This is a genomic window from Variovorax sp. OK212, from assembly GCF_900112425.1.
Classification (GTDB): Bacteria; Pseudomonadota; Gammaproteobacteria; order Burkholderiales; family Burkholderiaceae_C; genus Variovorax.
In genome coordinates, this window is record NZ_FOLP01000002.1 from 102,834 (window position 1) to 122,987 (window position 20,154).

General features: G+C 69.4%; 18 protein-coding genes. 10 read left to right on the forward strand and 8 right to left on the reverse strand.

Annotated features, from left to right (window positions below):
- The first annotated feature begins 14 nt into the window (after positions 1–14).
- The gene (locus tag BM004_RS07110) at positions 15–1,187 is read left to right on the forward strand and encodes an RNA polymerase sigma factor (protein ID WP_093128734.1); all 1,173 of its coding nucleotides are present in this window, start codon (positions 15–17) and stop codon (positions 1,185–1,187) included.
- Positions 1,188–1,232: 45 nt separating this feature from the next.
- Here the strand turns inward: BM004_RS07110 and BM004_RS07115 are convergent, their stop codons facing one another.
- Positions 1,233–1,955, reverse strand: coding sequence for an NUDIX hydrolase (locus tag BM004_RS07115; protein ID WP_093212189.1), 723 nt, complete (start codon positions 1,953–1,955; stop codon positions 1,233–1,235).
- A 108-nt stretch (positions 1,956–2,063) separates the two neighbouring features.
- On the opposite strand from BM004_RS07115, the gene BM004_RS07120 reads away from it, so the two are divergent.
- From BM004_RS07120 to BM004_RS07130, 3 genes are read left to right on the forward strand one after another with little or no spacing between them, the layout of a single operon-like run.
- Positions 2,064–2,690, forward strand: a complete 627-nt coding sequence (locus BM004_RS07120; RefSeq protein ID WP_093212192.1) for a DUF4291 domain-containing protein — start codon at positions 2,064–2,066, stop codon at positions 2,688–2,690.
- Positions 2,691–2,716: 26 nt separating this feature from the next.
- Positions 2,717–3,298, forward strand: coding sequence for an NADAR family protein (locus tag BM004_RS07125; protein ID WP_093212194.1), 582 nt, complete (start codon positions 2,717–2,719; stop codon positions 3,296–3,298).
- On the forward strand, positions 3,295–4,194 hold the full coding sequence (locus BM004_RS07130) for an ADP-ribosylglycohydrolase family protein (RefSeq protein ID WP_093212196.1): 900 nt from the start codon (positions 3,295–3,297) through the stop codon (positions 4,192–4,194). Before BM004_RS07125 ends, BM004_RS07130 begins: the two co-directional genes overlap by 4 nt.
- A 10-nt stretch (positions 4,195–4,204) precedes the next feature.
- On the opposite strand, the gene BM004_RS07135 is transcribed toward BM004_RS07130, so the two are convergent.
- Positions 4,205–5,665, reverse strand: a complete 1,461-nt coding sequence (locus BM004_RS07135; RefSeq protein ID WP_093212197.1) for a serine hydrolase domain-containing protein — start codon at positions 5,663–5,665, stop codon at positions 4,205–4,207.
- A gap of 96 nt (positions 5,666–5,761) precedes the next feature.
- Between BM004_RS07135 and BM004_RS07140 the strand changes: the two genes are divergently transcribed.
- The 4 genes from BM004_RS07140 to BM004_RS07155 all read left to right on the forward strand — a co-directional run bounded on the left by BM004_RS07140 (position 5,762) and on the right by BM004_RS07155 (position 11,469).
- A complete protein-coding gene (locus BM004_RS07140; protein WP_093212199.1) occupies positions 5,762–8,365 on the forward strand; it encodes an FtsX-like permease family protein in 2,604 nt (867 codons plus the stop codon).
- Positions 8,366–8,684: 319 nt separating this feature from the next.
- Positions 8,685–9,770, forward strand: coding sequence for a PLP-dependent cysteine synthase family protein (locus BM004_RS07145; protein ID WP_093212201.1), 1,086 nt, complete (start codon positions 8,685–8,687; stop codon positions 9,768–9,770).
- The gene (locus BM004_RS07150) at positions 9,770–10,837 is read left to right on the forward strand and encodes a lipocalin-like domain-containing protein (protein ID WP_093212203.1); all 1,068 of its coding nucleotides are present in this window, start codon (positions 9,770–9,772) and stop codon (positions 10,835–10,837) included. Before BM004_RS07145 ends, BM004_RS07150 begins: the two co-directional genes overlap by 1 nt.
- Before the next feature lie 110 nt (positions 10,838–10,947).
- Complete coding sequence (locus tag BM004_RS07155; RefSeq protein ID WP_093212205.1) at positions 10,948–11,469, forward strand: YXWGXW repeat-containing protein; 522 nt, start codon at positions 10,948–10,950, stop codon at positions 11,467–11,469.
- An 84-nt stretch (positions 11,470–11,553) separates the two neighbouring features.
- Here BM004_RS07155 and BM004_RS07160 read toward each other — a convergent pair whose 3' ends face one another.
- From BM004_RS07160 to BM004_RS07185, 6 genes are all read right to left on the reverse strand, one after another.
- Complete coding sequence (locus BM004_RS07160) at positions 11,554–12,540, reverse strand: branched-chain amino acid ABC transporter permease (protein ID WP_093212207.1); 987 nt, start codon at positions 12,538–12,540, stop codon at positions 11,554–11,556.
- Between the two features lie 10 nt (positions 12,541–12,550).
- On the reverse strand, positions 12,551–13,426 hold the full coding sequence (locus BM004_RS07165; RefSeq protein WP_093128610.1) for a branched-chain amino acid ABC transporter permease: 876 nt from the start codon (positions 13,424–13,426) through the stop codon (positions 12,551–12,553).
- 45 nt (positions 13,427–13,471) lie between these two features.
- The gene (locus BM004_RS07170; protein ID WP_093128609.1) at positions 13,472–14,677 is read right to left on the reverse strand and encodes an ABC transporter substrate-binding protein; all 1,206 of its coding nucleotides are present in this window, start codon (positions 14,675–14,677) and stop codon (positions 13,472–13,474) included.
- Between the two features lie 54 nt (positions 14,678–14,731).
- Positions 14,732–15,928, reverse strand: coding sequence for an ABC transporter substrate-binding protein (locus BM004_RS07175; RefSeq protein WP_093128607.1), 1,197 nt, complete (start codon positions 15,926–15,928; stop codon positions 14,732–14,734).
- Positions 15,929–15,992: 64 nt separating this feature from the next.
- On the reverse strand, positions 15,993–16,700 hold the full coding sequence (locus BM004_RS07180; protein ID WP_093128605.1) for an ABC transporter ATP-binding protein: 708 nt from the start codon (positions 16,698–16,700) through the stop codon (positions 15,993–15,995).
- Positions 16,701–16,787: 87 nt separating this feature from the next.
- Complete coding sequence (locus BM004_RS07185) at positions 16,788–17,558, reverse strand: ABC transporter ATP-binding protein (protein ID WP_093128604.1); 771 nt, start codon at positions 17,556–17,558, stop codon at positions 16,788–16,790.
- A gap of 257 nt (positions 17,559–17,815) precedes the next feature.
- On the opposite strand from BM004_RS07185, the gene BM004_RS07190 reads away from it, so the two are divergent.
- Complete coding sequence (locus BM004_RS07190; RefSeq protein ID WP_093212209.1) at positions 17,816–18,805, forward strand: LacI family DNA-binding transcriptional regulator; 990 nt, start codon at positions 17,816–17,818, stop codon at positions 18,803–18,805.
- Positions 18,806–18,946: 141 nt separating this feature from the next.
- Entirely contained in the window at positions 18,947–20,146 is a 1,200-nt protein-coding gene (locus tag BM004_RS07195; protein ID WP_093212211.1) for an AGE family epimerase/isomerase, read from the forward strand.
- The last annotated feature ends 8 nt before the right edge of the window (positions 20,147–20,154 follow it).

The window sequence follows — 20,154 nt, forward strand, 5'->3', positions numbered from 1 at the left end:
AATCCTACGGCCGGCTGCTGGCCATCCTGTCCGCGCGCACGCACGACATCGCCGCCTCGGAAGACGCGCTGGCCGACGCCTTCGCGCGCGCGCTCGACCGCTGGCCCGCCGACGGCGTGCCGCAGCAGCCCGACGCCTGGCTGCTGAGCGTGGCGCGCCATCGCAAGCTCGACGCCTGGCGCCACACCCGCGTGCAGGACAAGGCCACGCAAAGCCTGATGCTGCTGGCCGGCGAGGTCGACGAGGGCACCACCGACGGCGCCGCCGTGCCCGACGAGCGGCTGCGCCTGCTCTTCGTGTGCGCGCACCCGGCCATCGACGCGCCGGCGCGCGCGCCGCTCATGCTGCAGACCGTGCTCGGGCTGGACGCCGCGCGCATGGCCGGCGCCTTCCTGACCTCGCCCTCCACCCTCGGCCAGCGGCTGGTGCGCGCCAAGGCCCGCATCCGCGCGGCCGGCATTCCCTTCGAGTACCCGCAGGCGCGCGACCTGCCGCACCGGCTGCAGGACGTGCTCGACGGCATCTACGCGGCCTACGGCACCGGCTGGGACGACGTGGACGGCGCCGACGCCCTGCCTCGCGGGCTGACCGCGGAGGCCATCGACCTGTGCCGCATCCTGTGCCGGCTGATGCCGCAGGAGCCAGAGCCGCTCGGCCTGCTGGCGCTCATGCTGTTCTGCGACGCGCGCATGGCGGCGCGCCGCAGCGACACCGGCGCCTACGTGCCGCTCGACCAGCAGGACATCACGCGCTGGAACCACCAGTTGCTGGCCGAGGCCGAGCACCACCTGCGGCACGCGTCCACGCTGCAGTCGCTGGGCGCGTACCAGCTGGAGGCCGCCATCCAGTCGGCGCACTGCGAACGCCGCGCGGGCGCGCCGGTGCCGCCCGAGACCATGGTGTCGCTGTACGAAGGCCTGCTGGCGCTGCGCCCGAGCATCGGCGCGCAGGTCAGCCGTGCCTGCGCGCTGGCCAACGCCAGGGGACCGGAGGTCGGACTGCAGGCGCTCGACGCGATTCCCGCCGGCGAGGTGACCAGCTACCAGCCCTTCTGGGCGGCGCGGGCGCACCTGCTCGCGAACGGCGGCGCGCGCGTGGCGGCGCGCCAGGCCTATGCGCGTGCGATCGGGCTCAGCAGCAGCGCGGTGGTGCGGGCGTACCTGCATGCGATGTCGGACCGCCTGTGACCGGCCCTGACCGGCCTTGAACGGCCTTGAACGGCCCCGTGCAGACTATTTCGTGTTGAAGGTGCGCGGAAAGAGCGCCGCCTGCGAGCGGTCGCGCAGCCGGTAGCTCATGGCCGGGCGGCCCAGGCTGCCGGTGACCATGCCGGCCTCTTCCATGAACTCGCCGTCGAGCATGCGCTTGCGGAAAGCGCTCTTGTCGATGTCGCGGCCCAGCACCACTTCGTAGGTGTGCTGCAGCGCCGGCAGCGTGAACGGCTCCTCGAGCAGGAAGGCCGGCAGCGACGTGTATTCGACCTTGCTGCGCAGCCGGGCGATGGCCGCGTCGAGCAGCTCGCCATGGTCGAAGGCCAGCCGCTTGCGCGATGCCGCATCGACCTCGAACCACGCCACTTCGGCCGCGTTCGCGCCGCTGCGCAACTGCATCGCCTGCACCGGAATCAGCGCATAGAAGCAGTGCGTGGCCGACCAGCCGCGCGGGTCGCGCTGCGCCCCGCCCCAGCTGCCGAGCTGCTCGAGGTAGGGCGTGACCACGCCGGTCTTCTCGCGCAGCTTGCGCTGCGCGCAGGCCAGCAGCGTGGCGTCTTCGTCGATGTTCACGAAGCCGCCCGGCAGCGCCCACTTGCCGGGAAACGGCTCGTCGGTGTCGGCGGGCCGCTTCACCAGCAGCACCTGCAGCGCGTCGTCGCGCACGGTGAACATCACCACGTCGACCGTGACCAGCGGGCGCGGAAAGGTCAGGGGCGGGAACCTGGGCGATGGCGTATTCACGGGATGGCTTGACTCCGGATTTATTAGTTGTACTATACAACCCTTGATTAGTTGCACAGGGCAACTTTCATGGAAATCACAAGAACTACAACGAAGGAACAAGAACAAATGAACGACGCTGTCACACCCCTGCCCACCGAACGGCACATCGCGCAGCGCGCGCGCTGGCCGAAAAGCGGGCAACACATCCTGGCCCACCACGACGCGCATTCCGTCGTCGTGTACCAGGCCTATCGCCCCGAGATCGGCGAGTACGCCATTCGCCACGGCCGGCTCGACGGCCCGGCCTTCAGCCTTTCGCGCATGAGCTGGATCAAGCCGAACTTCCTGTGGATGATGTACCGCAGCGGCTGGGGCACCAAGGAAGGCCAGGAGGTCACGCTGGGCCTGCGGCTGCGCCGCGCGTTCTTCGAGCGCGTGGTGCGCGAGGCCGTGCCTTCGACGTTCAACGCGAGCCAGGCCGGCTACCCGAGCCGAGAGGCATGGCAGGAAGCCGTCGGCCGCTCCGAGGTGCGCCTGCAATGGGATCCCGACCACTCGCCGCGCGGCGGCAAGCTGGAGCGCCGCGCGATCCAGCTCGGCCTGCGCGGACGTACCCTCGCAGCCTTCGCGCACGAAGAACTGCTGGAGGTCATCGACATGCGCGCCTTCGTGGACACGCAGCGCCCGCTCGCGCAAGACGATGACCCCGCGCTGCAACTGCCGGTGGAGCATGTGCTCGACATCGGCACCTGAGACTGAACAACAAGGAGAGAGAAAAAATGACGACCGACACACCGAACCAGGCAGCCGCGCCGCGAAGCACCCGCGACCTGCCCGCCTACTTCGCGCAAGGCCACCGCCCCGAGTACCTGCTGTTCTGGGGCCACCAGGCGCCGAAGACCGGCGTGAACAAGAGCTGCTTCAGCCAGTGGTTCGAGGCCGGGTTCAAGGCCGATGGCATCAGGTACCGCACGGCCGAGCACTTCATGATGGCCGGCAAGGCGCGCCTGTTCGGCGACGAGGCAACCTGCGAGCGCATCCTCGCGGCCCGCACGCCCGGCGAGGCCAAGAAGCTGGGCCGCGAGATCCGCGGCTTCGACGAGACGGCCTGGGTGGCCGCGCGCCTGGACATCGTGACGCGGGGCAACGTCGAGAAGTTCGCGCAGAACCCGGCGCTCGGCGCGTTCCTGCTCGGCACTGGCCACCAGGTGCTGGTGGAGGCCAGCCCGGTCGACGCGATCTGGGGCATCGGCCTGGCCGCCACCGACCCCGCCGCGCAAGACCCGCGCGAATGGAAGGGCCTGAACCTGCTGGGCTTTGCACTCATGGCCGCGCGCGATGCGCTGAGGCAGCCGCGATGACCGGCACCGATCGCTACCGCGGCTGCCTGCTGGGCCTGGCCTGCGGCGATGCCGTGGGCACCACGGTCGAGTTCCGCCCGCGCGGCAGCTTCGCGCCCGTGACCGGCATGCAGGGCGGCGGCCCCTTCGGGTTGATCGCGGGCGAATGGACCGACGACACCTCGATGGCGTTGTGCCTCGCGGCCAGCCTGCTGCACTGCAAGGGCTTCGACGCGGTCGACCAGATGAACCGCTACTGCAACTGGCGCAGCGTGGGCTACATGAGCAGCACGGGGAACTGTTTCGACATCGGCCTGACGGTGTCGGGCGCCCTCACCCGCTACCTTGCGTCGGGCGATCCGTTCGCGGGCGACCCCGACCCGCGCACCGCCGGCAACGGCGCGCTGATGCGGCTCGCGCCCGTGCCGATGTTCTACGCGGCCAGCGCGCAAGCCACCTGGCAGCAGGCCGGCGAGAGCACGCGCACGACGCACGGCGCGCTCGAAGCCATCGGGTGCTCGCAGCTCTTTGCGCTGCAGTTGCGCGCGGCATTGCACGGCGAAGGCAAGGCGGTGATTCTTTCGACGGCGCCGCTGGCCCCGTTGAGCGACAAGGTCGCCGCGCTGGCGCGTGGCGACTACGCCGCGAAACCGGTCGCGCAGATCAAGGGCTCGGGCTACTGCGTCGAGTCGCTCGAAGCGGCGCTCTGGTGCTTCGCGCACACCGGTTCGTTCGAAGAAGCCGTGCTGGCCGCCACCAACCTGGGCGACGACGCCGACACCACCGCGGCCATCTGCGGACAGCTCGCGGGCGCCTTCTACGGCGCGGACGCCATTCCGCGGGACTGGCGCGACAAGCTGGTGATGCGCGGCGACATCGAGCAGATGGCCGACCAGCTGCTGGCGCTCGCAGGCTGAGCCCGGGCCTCTACTCCTGCTGCACGGACGTGGCTTCGCCCGTGCGCCGCGCCTCGAGCTGGCTGCCGCCCTGCGCCAGCGTGACGCCGACCACCGCATTGCGCTCGTCGCGCCGGAACACCAGCTGCGCGCCGATGGCCGTCACGGCGAAGCGGTCGGTGCCCGTGGGCGTGAGCGCGTTGTAGCCGCGCCCCGTCTCGCGCACCAGCAGCTTGCCGCCGCGCACCGTGAACACCAGCGCCTTGGTCTTGCTCATGCGGAACTCGCCCTTGTAGTCGTCCAGCCGCGCGGGATCGATCGGCACCTCGACGCTCGACACCGGGTAGCGGCTCTTGCCGATGGCCAGCATCACCGGCTGCATCGGCGCGCGCGCGTTGCTGCTGAGCACGACCAGCGCCTCGCCGGTGTCTGGCGCCAGCAGCCACAGCGTGCGGTAGCCCTCGGTGAGGCCCGCGTGCCAGTAGGTGCGGCGCCCGCCCTCGGGTCCGCGCACCATCACCGCGTAGCCGATCTCGGCGCCCTCGTAGCGCGCCAGCGGTGTGAGCATGCGCGCCGCCGCCGGGCCCAGCGGGCCGCCGGCGCCCGCGAGGATGGCGCGGCTGAAGATCATCATGTCGGCGGCCGTGGAGCGCAGCGCGCTGGCCGGCGCATAGGCCTGCATGTCGAACAGCGGCTGGCGGCGGTCGCCGGCAAAGGCCGGGGCCATGCGCGAGGCCTTGTCGCCGAGCGGGATCACGGTGTCGTTCATGCCCAGCGGCTCGGTGATGCGCGCGCGCACCAGTTCGCCCCACGAGGTCTTGTAGTGCTCCGCCAGCAACTGCCCGAGCAGCGCCATGCCGAAGTTGCTGTATGCCGCCTCGCACGGCGGCGCGGCGGCCGTGAGCCTGATGCGCGCCAGCGCCGCCCAGAACATCGGCCTGTCGAAGCTGCGGAACTGTTCGGCCAGCGGCGCGCCGCCCGTGACGCCGTCGGCCATCACGGGCATGCAGCCGGTGTGCGTGACCAGCTGGCGCAGCGTGACCGAAGCCACGGCCGGCGCGAGCCCTTCCACCTTGCCGTCGGCCTTGCCCTCGAGCAGCTTGCCGACCGTGTCGTCGAGCTTCAGGTCGCCGCGCTCCACCGCCTGCGCGAGCAGCAGGCCGGTGAACACCTTGGTGACCGAGCCGATCTCGAACATCGGCTGCTCGGCGCTGTTGGCCGCGATCGGGCGCGGCGTGGACGGCGGCTCGGGGTTGTAGGCCGCACCGTAGGCCGCCTGCCCGTTGCGCAGCGTGCCGACCACCAGCGTGCCGCGCTCGGCGCCGAGCGCGGCCTTGGCCAGCACCGCGGGTTCGCTGGCCAGAGACAGTGCGGACGGCACGGACAACGGCGGTGCAGATTGAAGCTGCGCCGCCGCATGGCCGGCCAGCAACGGCGCGAGCAGCCAGGCCGCGAAGCAGCGGCGGTACAGGTCGGAGGGCAACAGCCGCATCGTCGGATTCCTCTGGCGTCGTCGAAGATCGGGGATCGAAAGAGGCGCCATGGTGCCACGCCTGTGTAACCTTTCTTGCGCCGCCACAATCGGGTGATGCGCGCATTGCTCACCACCTTCTCCTGGCAGGAACTCCGCCACCACCCCTGGCGCAACGCGGCCGCCGTGCTGGCCGTGATGCTGGGCGTGGCGCTGGCGTTCTCGGTGCAGCTGATCAACGCCTCCGCGCTCGACGAGTTCTCCAGCGCCGTGCGCTCGGTGAACGGACAGCCCGACCTGGAAGTGCGCGCCGTGCAGGGCGGCTTCGACGAGGCCGTGTTCGCCCGGCTCGCGCGGCACCCGCAGGTGACGCTCGCCAGTCCCGTGGTCGAGTTCCAGGGCCTGGCGCTGGCCGGCGAGCAGCAGGTGCCGATGCGCGTGATCGGCATCGACGCGCTCGTGCTGCCGACCATCGCGCCCGCGCTGATGCCGCAGCCCGCGGCCGGCGCCGACCGCTTCGCGCTGTTCGCGCCGGGCCAGGTGTTCCTCAACGCCGCCGCGCGCAGCGCGCTCGGCCTGCCCGCGCAGGCACCCGCCGGCACGCGCGAGACGGTGCAGCTGCGCAGCGGCGACGCATGGCAGAAGCTCACCGTGGCCGGCCACGTCGCCGCCAGCGGCACGGCCCTCGCGGTGATGGACATCGCCGCCGCGCAAGACCTCTTCGGCCAGGGCGGACGCCTGAGCCGCATCGACCTGCGGCTCGCGCCCGGCACCGACCGCGCCACCTTCATGGCCGCGCTGCAGAAGTCGCCCGACTGGCCCGCCGGCGTGCAGTTCGCCGAGCCGGGCGACGCCGCCGAGCGCGTGAGCAACCTCTCGCGCGCCTACCGCGTCAACCTCACGGTGCTGGCGCTGGTGGCGTTGTTCACGGGCGCGTTCCTCGTGTTCTCGGTGCTCGCGCTCAGCGTGGCCAAGCGCGCGCAGCAGTTCGCGCTGCTCGGCGTGCTCGGCCTCACGCCGCGCGAGCGGCTGAAGCTGGTGCTGGCCGAGTCGCTGGTGCTCGGCCTCATCGGCAGCCTCGCCGGCCTCGCGTTGGGCACCGCGCTCGCAGCCTTCGCGCTGAAGGTGCTCGGCGGCGACCTGGGCGGCGGCTACTTCGAAGGCGTCGCGCCCACGCTGCACTGGAGCGCCGGCGCCGCGCTGCTCTACGGCGGCCTGGGCGTGGCCGCCGCGCTGGTCGGCGGCTGGTGGCCCGCGCGCGCGGCGCAGGCGTTGCCCGAAGCGCAGACGCTCAAGGGCCTGGGCGCCGCGCCCACGCAGGGCAACAGCCACTGGCTCGCGCTCGGCCTCATCGCGCTGGGCGCCGTGCTGGCCAACGTGCCTGCCATCGGCGGCATTCCGGTGGCGGCGTACCTGTCGGTGGCCTGCCTGCTGGTGGGTGGCATCACCGCCCTGCCCTGGCTCATCGCGCTGCTGTACGACCGCATCGCGCCGCTGTTCGCGCAGCGCGTGCTGCCCATGCTGGCCGTGGAGCGCGCGCGGCGCATGCGCGGCACCGCGGCCGTGGCGGTCAGCGGCGTGGTCGCCAGCCTGAGCCTGGCCGTCGCGCTCACGGTGATGGTCGCGAGCTTCCGCGACTCCGTGACGCAATGGCTCGACGTGGTGCTGCCCGCCGACCTGTACGTGCGCGCCACCTCGGGCGGGCGCGGCAGCAACACCGGCAACAGCAGCAGCACCGACACCGCCACCTTCGCGCCGGCCTTCGTGCAGTCGCTGGCGCAGTTGCCCGGCGTGGCACGCACGGGCACGCTGCGCACCCAGTCGCTGCAGCTCGACGCCACGCGGCCCGCCGTGGCGCTCATTGCGCGCAGCCTCGAGGGTGGCGCCACCCAGTCGCTGCCGCTGGTGGGCACGGCCGTGCCGGTGCCCGAGGGCCAGATCGGCATCTACGTGAGCGAGCCGATGGTCGAGCTGTACGGCGCCGAGCCCGGCACCGTGTTCGCGCCGCTGTCGGACGCGATGGGCCTCGCGACCGCGTCGAAGACGCCGCAGACCTTCTTCGTGGCCGGCGTGTGGCGCGACTATGCGCGGCAGTTCGGTGCCATCACGATGGACGCGCGCGACTACGAGCGCATCACCGGCGAGCGCAACGTGAGCGACGTCGCGCTGTGGCTCGCGCCCGGCGCCGCCGAAGGCGAGGTGCAGGCCGCCGTGCGCGCGCTGGCGGCGCGGCAGGGCGGCGGCTCCGCGGAGTCGGTGGAGATCGCGTCCGTCGGCCAGATCCGCGTGACCTCGCTGCGCATCTTCGACCGCAGCTTCGCCGTGACCTACTGGCTGCAGGCCGTGGCCATCGCCATCGGCCTGTTCGGCATTGCCGCGAGCTTCAGCGCGCAGGTGCTGGCAAGGCGCAAGGAGTTCGGTCTGCTCGCGCACCTGGGCTTCACGCGCCGGCAGGTGCTCGCGGTGGTCGCGGGCGAAGGCGCGGCGTGGACCGCCATCGGCGCTGTCGCCGGGTTGGGACTCGGGCTGGCTGTGTCCGTGGTGCTTGTGAAGGTCGTGAACCCGCAGAGCTTCCACTGGAGCATGGACTTGCTGGTGCCGTGGGAGCGGTTGCTGGGGTTGTGTGCGGCCGTGGTTGCGGCGGGAACAGTGACCGCATGGATGGCAGGCAGGGCTGCCGCTGGAAAAGATGCGGTGCTGGCAGTAAAGGAAGACTGGTAGGCCCACAAGGCAGCCAGGCACCGAAGGCGCAAAGCGCTGCCAGTGCCCACTGGCCGAGCGAAGCAAAGGCCCGACCGGTCCCCAAGCCCTTCTGGCTGCGCCGAGTGCGAAGCGAGTTTGGGTGGGCCCCCGCGAAACGTGAGCACCGCAGCTTGCCCGCAGCGACGCGGAGGGACGCAGACAGCAGGGTCGCCTTTCTTTCGCCCCTACTTTTCTTTGGCGAAGCAAAGAAAAGCAGGCAGCCTGCCGGGGCGAGACCCGGCCCCGGAAACCAAACAAGGCCATGGCTCCCACAACACACGACTTGTAGACTTCCCCCATGCAGCAGCCCTCACCGCACCTCAACTCGACCACCAGCGCCAACTGGCTCGACACCGCCATCCGCCGCATCGAGGCCGACTACCAGCGCAGCGCAGACACCCACCTCATCCCCCTCCCGCTCCCTTCCCTCGCAGCGCAGGGCATCGACCTGTACCTGAAAGACGAGTCCACGCACCCCACAGGCAGCCTCAAGCACCGGCTCGCGCGTTCGCTCTTTCTCTATGCGCTGTGCAACGGCTGGGTCCGCGAAGGCACCACCATCGTCGAAGCATCGAGCGGCTCGACCGCAGTGAGCGAGGCCTACTTCGCCCGCCTCCTGGGCCTCCCCTTCATCGCCGTGATGCCCCGTACCACGTCTCCCGAGAAGGTTGCGCAGATCGCCTTCTACGGCGCGAGCTGCCACTTCGTCGACCACGCCGCCCAGGTCTACGAAGAAGCCCGCGCGCTGGCCGAGCGCACCGGCGGCCACTACATGGACCAGTTCACCTACGCCGAACGCGCGACCGACTGGCGTGGCAACAACAACATCGCCGAGAGCATGTTCCAGCAGATGGCGCGCGAGCGCCATCCGGTGCCGAAGTGGATCGTGGTGGGCGCCGGCACCGGCGGCACCAGCGCCACCATCGGGCGCTACCTGCGCTTTCGCTGCCACGACACGCAGGTGTGCGTGGCCGACCCCGAAGGCTCGGTGTTCTCGGCCTACCACCGCACCGGCGACACCACGCTCACCGCCGCAGGCTCGCGCATCGAAGGCATCGGCCGCCCGCGCGTGGAACCGAGCTTCATCCGCACGCTGGTCGACCGGATGATCGAGGTGCCCAACCTCGATTCGGTGGCCGCCATGCATGCGCTGTCGGCGCTGCTGGGACGCAAGGTCGGCCCGTCCACCGGCACCAACTTCGCCGGCATGCTGGCCATTGCGAACGAGATGCGCGCGGCCGGCCAGCAGGGCTCGATCCTGTCGCTGCTGTGCGACGCGGGCGAGCGCTACCTGCCGAGCTACCACGACGCCGCATGGGTGAAGAACGCGTTCGGCGACATCGCCCCCGTGCAGCAGCGCATCGACGCGCTGGTGGCCGCGTGATGTCTCGCCCCCCGCGGCTGTCGCGCCGCGCCCTGCTGCTGGCGGCACTCGCGGCCGGGCCGTTGGCAGCCTGGGCCTTGCCCGAACGCCGGCTCGAGTTCCCGCGCGACTTCGGCAGCCACCCCGACCTGCACACCGAGTGGTGGTACATCACCGGCCACGCGAAGACGCCGGCGGGCCGCGAGTTCGGCTTCCAGGTGACCTTCTTCCGCTCGCGCGTCGAGGCCGCGCTGGGCATGCGCTCGGCTTTCGCCGCCAAGCACCTCGTGTTCGCGCACGCGGCCGTCACCGATCTCGAAGGCCGCGTGCTGCTGCACGACCAGCGCATCGCGCGCGCCGGCTTCGGCGTGGCGGAGGCGAGCGCGAGCGACACCGACGTGCGCATCCGCGACTGGTCGCTGATGCGCGAGAACGGCATCTACGCCGCGCGCATTCCCGCCGGCGAATTCATGCTCGACCTGCGCTTCACGCCGACGCAGCCGGTGCTGCTGCAGGGCAAGGCCGGCCTGTCGCGCAAGGGACCTGAAGAATCGCAGGCAAGCTACTACTACAGCGAACCGCAGCTCAAGGCGCAGGGCAAGCTCACGCTCAAGGGCCAGGCCTTCGACGTCGGTGGCTCCGCCTGGCTCGACCACGAATGGAGCGAGGCGCTGATGCACCCGCAGGCCGTGGGCTGGGACTGGATCGGCATGAACCTCGACGACGGCAGCGCCCTCACCGCCTTCCACCTGCGGCGCAGCGACGGCAGCGCGCTGTGGGGCGGCGGCTCGTTCCGCCCGCGCGACGGCGCGGCGCGCATCTTCGCAAACGACGAGGTGCACTTCGACGCCATCAAGTCCTGGGACAGCCCGCGCACCCAGGCGAAGTACCCGACGCAATGGCGCGTGCGCACGCCCTCGGGCAACTTCGAGGTGCGGGCCCTGCTCGACGACCAGGAGCTCGACAGCCGCGGATCGACCGGCGGCGTGTACTGGGAAGGCCTGAGCGACCTGCTCGACGCGCAGGGGCGCCGCGTGGGGCGCGGCTACCTGGAGATGACGGGCTATGCCGCGCCGCTGAAGTTGTAGTTGCGCGGTGGCTGCTGGCCGCCGTGACCCGGCCCCCGACAACCGATTCCGCGCCAAGGGCGTTGGAACCCATGTTCCCCAAAAAATCACTCGAAAAACCAAGGACCCCCATGAAGATTCGACTTGCCGTGCTGGCCGTGGCCGGCGCCCTTTCCATCCTCGCGAGCCCGCCGGCGGCCAACGCGCAGGTCTCGGTCAACATCAACGTGCCCGGCCTCGTGATGGCCGCGCCGCCGCCGCCGCGCTACGAACCGCTGCCGCCACCGCGCGGGGGCTTCGTCTGGATGCCGGGCCGCTGGGCCTGGGACGGCCGTGCCTATGCATGGCGCCAGGGCGGCTGGCAGCGCGAGCGCGCAGGCTATGTGTACGCGCCGGGCCGCTGGACCGAAGACCGCGGCGGCTGGCGCTGGGCGGAAGGCGACTGGCGCCAGCGCGAGGCCTACCGCGAAGCCCGCCACGAACGCGAGCGTGAACGCGAATGGAACGACCGCGACGACCATCGCCGGCACGACCGCGACCATGGGCGCGGCCATGACCACGGTGACCGCGGTGATCGCGGTGATCGCGGTGATCGCGGTGATCGCGGCCGCGATTTCTGCCCGCCGGGACAGGCGAAGAAAGGCAACTGCTGAACGGCGGAGCGACAAGGAAGAAAGGGAGCCTCGGCTCCCTTTCTTCATGCAGGCCCTGCGCCTTGCGTTGCGTTGCTCAGGGCGCTACTTCGTGCGCCGCCGGTCGATGAACGCAATGATCTCGCCCATGATCCCCTTGCGGAACGCAAGCACGCAGATCACGAAGATCAGGCCCGTCACCATGGTCACCGACTCGCCCAACGTGTTGAACCAGTCGAGCGTGGTGATGCGCGCGAGCAGGTTGCCCAGTTCGCCGATCTTGTTCTCCAGCAGCACGACCACGGCGGAGCCCACCAGCGGACCCGACAGCGTGCCCAGGCCGCCGACCAGCGTCATCAGGATGACCTGGCCCGAAGCGGTCCAGTGCACGTCGGACAGCGTGGCGAAGCCCAGCACCAGCGTCTTGAGCGAACCCGCGAGGCCCGAGAGCGCGGCGGAGATCACGAAGGCCAGCAGCTTGAAGCGGCTCACGTCGTAGCCCAGCGACAACGCACGCGGCTCGTTCTCCTTGATGCCCTTCAGCACCTGCCCGAACGGCGAGTGGATGGTGCGCACGATCAGCAGGAAGGCCAGTACGACCACCACCAGCGCCACGTAGTACATGGTGAGGTCGTTCGACAGGTCGATGAGGCCGAAGAGCTTGCCGCGCGGCACGCCCTGCAGGCCGTCTTCGCCGCCCGTGAACTTGGCCTGCAGCGCAACGAAGAACATCATCTGCGCGAGCGCCAGCGTGATCATCGCGAAGTAGATGCCCTGGCGGCGGATGGCCAGCACGCCGAAGAGCCAGCCGAGGAAGGCGCCGGTGAGCGTGCCCGCAACCAGGCCCAGTTCGGGCGTGAGGCCCCAGACCTTGATGGCATGCCCCGCAACGTACGCGGAGCCGCCCAGGAAGGCCGCATGCCCGAACGACAGCAGGCCCGTGAAGCCCAGCAGCAGGTTGAAGGCCGCAGCGAACAGTGCGAAGCACATGAGCTTCATCACGAACACCGGGTACGCACCAAAGAACGGCGCCGCCAGCAGCGCGGCCAGCAGCAGTGCGTAGACGACGAGAGAGATCTTTTTCGTGTTCATGCCGCTCGCCTTATTTCTCTTTGCCGAACAGGCCGGCGGGGCGGATGAGCAGCACGATGACCATGATCACGAACACAACCGTTGACGATGCCTCCGGGTAGAAGACCTTGGTGAAACCTTCGATCACGCCCAGGCCCAGCCCGGTGAGGATGGCGCCCATGATCGAGCCCATGCCGCCGATGACGACCACGGCGAACACCACGATGATGAGGTTCTGCCCCATCAGCGGCGACACCTGGATGACGGGCGCGGCCAGCACGCCGGCGAAGGCCGCGAGCGCGCAACCGAAGGCGTAGGTCAGCGTGATCATCAGCGGCACGTTGACGCCGAAGGCCTCCACCAGGCGCGGGTTCTCGGTGCCAGCGCGCAGGTAGGCGCCCAGGCGGGTCTTCTCGATCACGTACCAGGTGGCGAAGCACACCGCCAGCGAAGCCACGACGACCCAGGCGCGGTAGTTGGGCAGCACCATGAAGCCGAGGTCGGTGGCGCTCGACAGCGCGTCGGGCGCGTCGTAGGCCAGGCCCGAGACGCCGTAGACCGAGCGGAACACGCCTTCGATCAGCAGCGTGAGGCCCAGCGTGAGCAGCAGGCCGTAGAGGTGGTCGAGCTTGTAGATCCAGCGCAGCAGCAGGCGCTCGATCAGGATGCCGAAGATGCCGATGACGATGGGCGCCGCGATCAGCATCACCCAGTAGTTGATGCCGAGGTACTCCATGGCCATCCAGGTCAGGATGGCGCCCATCATGAACAGCGCGCCGTGCGCGAAGTTGATGACGTTGAGCAGGCCGAAGATCACCGCCAGCCCGAGGCTCAGGATGGCGTAGAAGGAGCCGTTGACCAGCCCCAGGAGGAGCTGGCTCAACAGGCCGGAAAGGGAAATGTTCATGGGCGTTTCAACGAACCCGGGCGCCGCGATGGCGCCCGCGGAGGGTCACTTCCAGAGGGCGCACCGGCTCTCGGCCTTCGTCGTGTAGACGTCTTCGCCCTTGAGCTTCTGGACCACCTTGTAGTAGTCCCACGGCTGCTTGGACTCGGCCGGCGACTTGACCTGCATCAGGTACATGTCGTGCACGAAGCGGCCGTCCTCGCGCACATAGCCCTTGGCGTAGAAGTCGTCGATCGGCGTCTTCTTGATCTGAGCCATCACCGTGTCGGCGTCGGTGCTCTTGGCGGCCTGCACGGCCTTCAGGTAGGTCATGGTGGCCGAGTAGTCGGCGGCCTGGATGTCGGTGGGCATGCGCTTGGTCTTCTCGAAGAAGCGCTTGCCGAAGGCGCGCGTCTTGTCGTCGAGGTTCCAGTCCCAGCTGGTGGTCAGCAGCAGGCCTTCGGTGTTCTTCAGGCCCAGGCTGTGCACGTCGGTCACGAACACCAGCAGGCCGACCATCTTCATGGTCTTGGAGATGCCGAATTCCTTCGCTGCCTTGATCGCATTCTGCGTGTCGCCGCCCGCATTCGCGAGCGCCAGCACCTGGGCCTTGGAGTTCTGCGCCTGCAGCAGGAACGACGAGAAGTCGGAGGTGTTCAGCGGATGCTTCACGCTGCCCACCACGGTGCCGCCCTTCTCCTTCACGACCTTGGAGGCATCGGCTTCCAGGGCCTGGCCGAAGGCGTAGTCGGCCGTCAGGAAGTACCAGCTCTTGTCGCCGCGTGCGATGACCGCGCTGCCCGTGCCCTTGGCCAGCGCCACGGTGTCGTAGGCGTAGTGCACGGTGTAGGGGCTGCACTGCTCGTTGGTGAGCGCCGAGCTGCCGGCGCCGTTCACGACGAACACGCGCTTCTTCTCCTGCGCCACCTTGGCCATGGCCAGGCCGGTGCCCGAGCTGGTGCCGCCGAACAGCATGGTCAGGCCTTGCGTGTCGATCCACTCGCGCGCCTTGGAGGCGGCGATGTCGGCCTTGTTCTGGTGGTCGGCCTGCAGCAGCTCGATGGGCATGCCGTTGACCTTGCCGCCGAAGTCGTCGATGGCCATCTGGATCGCGAGGGCGCCGTTCTTGCCCTCCACGTCCGCGTAGAGGCTCGACATGTCGGTGATGAAACCGATCTTGACCTTCTCCTGGGCCTGCGCCGCGCCGGCGGCCATGAGGCCCGCGAGGCCGGTCGCGACGAGACAGGCGGAGGCGGTGAGCGTGCGTTTCATGGGATGGTTCTCCTCGTTGACTTCGGTGGTTGTGTCTGCGGCGGCTTCAGCCGTTCATTTCCAGGCGGCGCACTTGGTCTCGGCCTTGGTCGTGAAGACCTGGTCGCCCGGCAGCGTCTTGAGCACCTTCAGGTAGTCCCAGGGCTTCTTCGACTCGGCGGGCGACTTCACCTCGACCAGGTACATGTCGTGGATGAAGCTGCCGTCGGCGCGGATCTGGCCCTTGCCGTAGAAGTCGTCGATCTTCATGCTCTTGAGCTGCGCCATCACCTTGTCGGAGTCGGTGGTCTTGGCGGCGGCCACGGCCTTCAGGTAGGTCATGGTGGCCGAGTAGTCGGCGGCCTGCACGTCGGTGGGCATGCGCTTGGTCTTCTCGAAGAAGCGGTTGGCGAACTTGCGCGACTCGTCGTTCAGGTCCCAGTACCAGCTGGTGGTGTGCAGCAGGCCTTCGGTGTTCTTCAGGCCCAGGCTGTGGATGTCGCTCAGGAACACCAGCAGGCCGGCGGTCTTCATCGTCTTGTTGATGCCGAATTCCCTGGCCGCCTTGATCGCGTTGATGGTGTCGCCACCGGCATTGGCCAGGCCCAGGATCTGCGCCTTCGAGTTCTGCGCCTGCAGCAGGAACGAGGAGAAGTCCGACGCGTTCAGCGGATGGCGCACCGCGCCCACCACGGTGCCGCCCTTCTCCTTCACCACCTTGGTGGTGTCGGCTTCGAGCGCATGGCCGAAGGCGTAGTCGGCGGTCAGGAAGAACCAGCTCTTGCCGCCGCGGTCGACCACCGCGGCGCCCGTGCCCTTGGCCAGCGCCACGGTGTCGTACGCGTAGTGGATGGTGTAGGGGCTGCACTGCTCGTTGGTGAGCACCGAGCTGCCCGCGCCGTTGTTGAAGTACACGCGCTTCTTCTCTTCGGCCACCTTGGCGGTGGCCAGCGCCACGCCCGAATTGGTGCCGCCGAAGACCATCGTCACGCCGGCGGTGTCGATCCATTCGCGGGCCTTGGAGGCGGCGATGTCGGCCTTGTTCTGGTGGTCGGCGGTGAGCAGCTCGATGGGCTGGCCCAGCGCCTTGCCGCCGAAGTCGTCGATGGCCATCTGGATGGCCGTGGCGCCGCCCTTGCCTTCGAGGTCGGCGTACAGGCTCGACAGGTCGGTGACGAAGCCGATCTTCACTTTTTCCTGTGCCTGCGCGGCGCCTGCGCCCAGTGCGAGGATGCCGACGGCGGTGGCGATGAGGCCGAGTTTCTTGTTCATGCTGTTGTCTCCTGAAGGAATCTTTGTGGGATGGGAGGGAGGGTCTTGTGGACGTGCGCTTGTCTCAGACGCCCAGCAGCTCGGTGAGCACGGGCATCTTGGCTTCGAGCTCGGCGGCGCCGAACTTCAGCGCGATGCGGCCGTGCTCCATCACGTAGAAGCGGTCGGCCAGCGGCGCGGCGAAGCGGAAGTTCTGCTCCACCATCACGATGGTGTAGCCCTTGGCGCGCAGCGTGGTGATCATGCGGGCCAGCGCCTGCACGATGACCGGCGCGAGGCCTTCGGAAATCTCGTCGAGCAGCAGCAGCTTGGCGCCCGTGCGCAGGATGCGCGCCACGGCCAGCATCTGCTGCTCGCCGCCCGACAGGCGCGTGCCCTGGCTGTGGCGGCGCTCGGCCAGGTTGGGGAACATGGCGTAGATCTCGTCGACCGACATGCCCGGCCCGGCGCCCTTGAGCTCGGGCGGCAGCAGCAGGTTTTCCTCGCACGAGAGGCTGGCGAAGATGCCGCGCTCTTCGGGGCAATAGCCGATGCCCAGGTGCGCGATGCGGTGCGTCGGCATGCCGATGGTCTCTTTGCCGTTGACCTCGATGCTGCCCTTGCGCGCGCCCGTCAGGCCCATGATGGCGCGCAGCGTGGTGGTGCGGCCCGCGCCGTTGCGCCCCAGCAGCGTGACGACCTCGCCGGGCTGCACGACCATGTCGACGCCGTGCAGCACGTGCGACTCGCCGTACCAGGCTTGCAGGCCCTTGATTTCCAATGCGGCGGTCATCGGGCCTCCTGCCGGGCCGCCCCAAAGGAGGCCCGCGCCCCCTCGGGGGGCAGCGAATACACGAAGTGAGAAGCGTGGGGGCTCATGTCAGTGCGCCCCCTGCAGTTGGCCGTCGGTGGTGCCCATGTAGGCCTCCATGACCTGGGGGTTGCGCGAGACTTCGGCGTACGGGCCTTCGGCCAGCACGGCGCCGCGTTGCAGCACGGTGATGGTGTCGGCGATGGTCGAGACCACGCTCATGTTGTGTTCGACCATCAGGATGGTGCGTCCGGCCGACACGCGCTTGATGAGCTCGGCCACGCGGTGCACGTCCTCATGGCCCATGCCCTGCGTGGGTTCGTCCAGCAGCATCAGCTCGGGCTCCATGGCCAGCGTGGTGGCGATTTCGAGTGCGCGCTTGCGCCCGTAGGGCAGGTTCACGGTCTGCTCGTCGGCAAGGTCTTCCAGCCCCACTTCGGCCAACAGTTCGCGCGCACGCGCGTCCAGCGGCTTGAGCGACTTCTCGCTCTTCCAGAAGTGGTACGAGGTGCCCAGCCGGCGCTGCAGGCCCAGGCGCACGTTCTCCAGCAGCGTGAGGTGCGGGAACACGGCCGAGATCTGGAACGAGCGGATGATGCCGCGCCGCGCAATCTGCGCGGGGCGCTCGCGCGTGATGTCCTGGCCGTTGAAGAGGATCGTGCCGGTGGTCGGCTCGAGGAACTTCGTCAGCAGGTTGAAGCAGGTCGTCTTGCCGGCGCCGTTGGGACCGATGAGTGCGTGGATCGAGCCGCGCACCACCGACAGGTTGACCTTGCTGACCGCGGTGAACCCTTTGAATTCCTTGGTGAGCTGGCGTGTTTCGAGAATGACGTCGCTCATCTCGCGAAGTCGCCCGGGTTCTGAAGAAGAATGTGAGTCATGCGGTCCATCTCGATACGCCACCAGCGGGCGCGGACTGATTGTTGGTGGGCGAGTTGCAATTGCATACTGGGGCAAATGCCTATGCTGCAGTGCAACCTTCACGGCCCCGCCGACGCACGCCGAAGCACGCGTTCGGGCGACTGTCGTCGCAACGACAATGCCGCCGCACACGGCCTGTTCTCGACGGGCGCCCGCCCCCGCGCGCAGCACGACCGATGCCCTCCACGCCCGTGACCATCCGCGACGTGGCCGATGCGGCCGGCGTGTCGATCAGCACCGTGTCGCGCGCGCTGAAGAACCAGCGCGGGCTGTCGGACGCCACGCGGCGCCACGTGCGCCAGGTGGCGCGGAAGATCGGCTACGACGCCGCGCGGCTGCGCAGCGCGAAGGCCGCCCGGCTGGTGTTCATGGTGCACCGCCAGCACAGCCACTTTGCGAGCAACCCGTTCTTCTCCGACGTGCTGCAGGGCGTGGAGGCCGCGTGCCGCGAAGCGGGCCTCGTGCCCACGCTGCTGAGCTGCGGGCCGACCGACCCGATCCGCGAACAGTTGCGGCTGCACGAGCCCGACATGATCCTGGCCGCGGGCTTCTTCGAGACCGAGGTGCTCGACCTGGTGACGGCGCTGGAGCTGCCGGTGGCACTGGTCGACTTCTCGCTGCGCGACCTGCCCGCGGTGAACCCCGACAACGAGACCGGCGGCTTCCTCGCGACGCGGCACCTGCTGGACATCGGCCGGCGCCGCATTGCATACATCGCAGGGCCGCTGGCGCACACCAGCATCCGCGAGCGCGCGCACGGCTACCGGCGCGCGCTGTTCGAAGCCGGCATGCTGGCCGACCCCGAACTCGAAGCGACGGCCACGCCGGGCCTGCCGCACGACGTGGGTGCGGCGCAGGCTATGCAGCAACTGCTGCGGCTGCGCGAGCCGCCCGATGCCGTGTTCGCATGCAACGACGCGGCGGCGCTCGCGGCCATCGGCGCCTGCCACGCGGCCGGACTGCAGGTGCCGCGCGACGTCGCCGTGGTGGGTTTCGACGACATCCGGATGGCTGCAGCCACCCAACCTTCGTTGACGACGCTGCGCGTCGACCGGCAGGCGCTGGGGCGCATGGGTGTCGAGCTGCTGTTGCATGGAACCTCGATGCCGCGGCTCAACACGTTGCCGGTGGAGCTGGTGGTGCGTCAAAGCACGGGCGGCCGCTAGACCGCCTGCCGCGCGCGGCCTGCCTGTTGCGCGCCGCTTGTTGCGCGGCCGACGCCGTGTTCCCTCGGGGAAACCACAAGCCCGCGCGGGTGGGGTGCCTGCCTACACTGGCCTGGCGACCCACGCCCCACCCTGCTTGCCATGCCGAACTTTCGCTCGACCGATTTCCTGACCGACCATATCCTGCACACGCTCGCGTTCTACGAGCCGCGCTGCATCGACGCCTCGGGCGGCTTCTTTCATTTCTTCAAGGACGACGGCACGGTGTACGACCGGCGCACGCGCCACCTGGTGAGCAGCACGCGCTTCGTGTTCAACCACGCCATGGCGCACCGCCGCTTCGGCAACCCGGAACACCTGGCGGCCGTGCGGCACGGGCTGGCCTTTCTTCACCGCGCCCACGCGCAGCCCGAAGGGGGCTACGCCTGGCAGATCGACTGGCACCAGCAGCGCGCCACCGTGCAGGACGGCACCCGCCATTGCTACGGCCTGGCCTTCGTGCTGCTGGCGCACGCGCATGCGCTGATGGCCGGCGTCGAGGAGGCCTATGCGGGCCTCACGCACACCTGGCAGTTGATGGAGCAGCATTTCTGGGAGCCGCTGCACCAGCTGTACGCCGACGAGGCTGCGGCCGGCTGGCAGGTCGGCCCCTACCGCGGGCAGAACGCCAACATGCACGCCTGCGAGGCGATGCTGGCGGCCTTCGAGGCCACGCAGGAAGTGCGCTACCTCGACCGCGCGCTGGCGCTGGCCCAGTCGGTCACCGGCAAGCTGGCCACGCAGGCCGACGGGCTGGTGTGGGAGCACTACGGCGAAGACTGGTCGGTCGACTGGGCCTACAACCGCGGCGACAAGACCAACATCTTCCGGCCCTGGGGATTCCAGACCGGCCACCTGACCGAGTGGGCCAAGCTGCTGCTGCAACTGGAGCGCCAGCTGGCAACCGCCGACCGCACGGCCGACTGGGCCTTGCCGCGCGCGCGCCATTTCTTCGACACCGCCATGTTCCGCGGCTGGGACGCCGACAACGGCGGGCTGGTGTACGGCTTTGCGCCCGACGGCGGCGTGTGCGACGGCGACAAGTACTTCTGGGTGCAGGCCGAGAGCTTCGCGGCGGCCGCGCTGCTCGCGGTGCGCACCGGCGAGGCCAGCTACTGGGACTGGTACGACAGCATCTGGACCTACAGCTGGGCGCACTTCGTCGACCACCGGCACGGCGCGTGGTACCGCATCCTCTCGCCGACGAACGAAAAGCTCAGCGACGAGAAGAGCCCAGCCGGCAAGACCGACTACCACACGATGGGCGCGTGCCACGACGTGCTGCGCGCGCTGGAATCGTGACGCTCCGA

What these genes read in the sequence shown, in the direction of transcription:
- BM004_RS07185 (WP_093128604.1), bottom strand. Translation starts at nt 17,558, where the DNA reads ATGAGCGACGTCATTCTCGAAACACGCCAGCTCACCAAGGAATTCAAA.
- BM004_RS07150 (WP_093212203.1), top strand. Translation starts at nt 9,770, where the DNA reads ATGTCTCGCCCCCCGCGGCTGTCGCGCCGCGCCCTGCTGCTGGCGGCA.
- BM004_RS07140 (WP_093212199.1), top strand. Translation starts at nt 5,762, where the DNA reads ATGCGCGCATTGCTCACCACCTTCTCCTGGCAGGAACTCCGCCACCAC.
- BM004_RS07135 (WP_093212197.1), bottom strand. Translation starts at nt 5,665, where the DNA reads ATGCGGCTGTTGCCCTCCGACCTGTACCGCCGCTGCTTCGCGGCCTGG.
- BM004_RS07145 (WP_093212201.1), top strand. Translation starts at nt 8,685, where the DNA reads ATGCAGCAGCCCTCACCGCACCTCAACTCGACCACCAGCGCCAACTGG.
- BM004_RS07175 (WP_093128607.1), bottom strand. Translation starts at nt 15,928, where the DNA reads ATGAACAAGAAACTCGGCCTCATCGCCACCGCCGTCGGCATCCTCGCA.
- BM004_RS07130 (WP_093212196.1), top strand. Translation starts at nt 3,295, where the DNA reads ATGACCGGCACCGATCGCTACCGCGGCTGCCTGCTGGGCCTGGCCTGC.
- BM004_RS07125 (WP_093212194.1), top strand. Translation starts at nt 2,717, where the DNA reads ATGACGACCGACACACCGAACCAGGCAGCCGCGCCGCGAAGCACCCGC.
- BM004_RS07180 (WP_093128605.1), bottom strand. Translation starts at nt 16,700, where the DNA reads ATGACCGCCGCATTGGAAATCAAGGGCCTGCAAGCCTGGTACGGCGAG.
- BM004_RS07155 (WP_093212205.1), top strand. Translation starts at nt 10,948, where the DNA reads ATGAAGATTCGACTTGCCGTGCTGGCCGTGGCCGGCGCCCTTTCCATC.
- BM004_RS07190 (WP_093212209.1), top strand. Translation starts at nt 17,816, where the DNA reads ATGCCCTCCACGCCCGTGACCATCCGCGACGTGGCCGATGCGGCCGGC.
- BM004_RS07120 (WP_093212192.1), top strand. Translation starts at nt 2,064, where the DNA reads ATGAACGACGCTGTCACACCCCTGCCCACCGAACGGCACATCGCGCAG.
- BM004_RS07165 (WP_093128610.1), bottom strand. Translation starts at nt 13,426, where the DNA reads ATGAACATTTCCCTTTCCGGCCTGTTGAGCCAGCTCCTCCTGGGGCTG.
- BM004_RS07195 (WP_093212211.1), top strand. Translation starts at nt 18,947, where the DNA reads ATGCCGAACTTTCGCTCGACCGATTTCCTGACCGACCATATCCTGCAC.
- BM004_RS07160 (WP_093212207.1), bottom strand. Translation starts at nt 12,540, where the DNA reads ATGAACACGAAAAAGATCTCTCTCGTCGTCTACGCACTGCTGCTGGCC.
- BM004_RS07170 (WP_093128609.1), bottom strand. Translation starts at nt 14,677, where the DNA reads ATGAAACGCACGCTCACCGCCTCCGCCTGTCTCGTCGCGACCGGCCTC.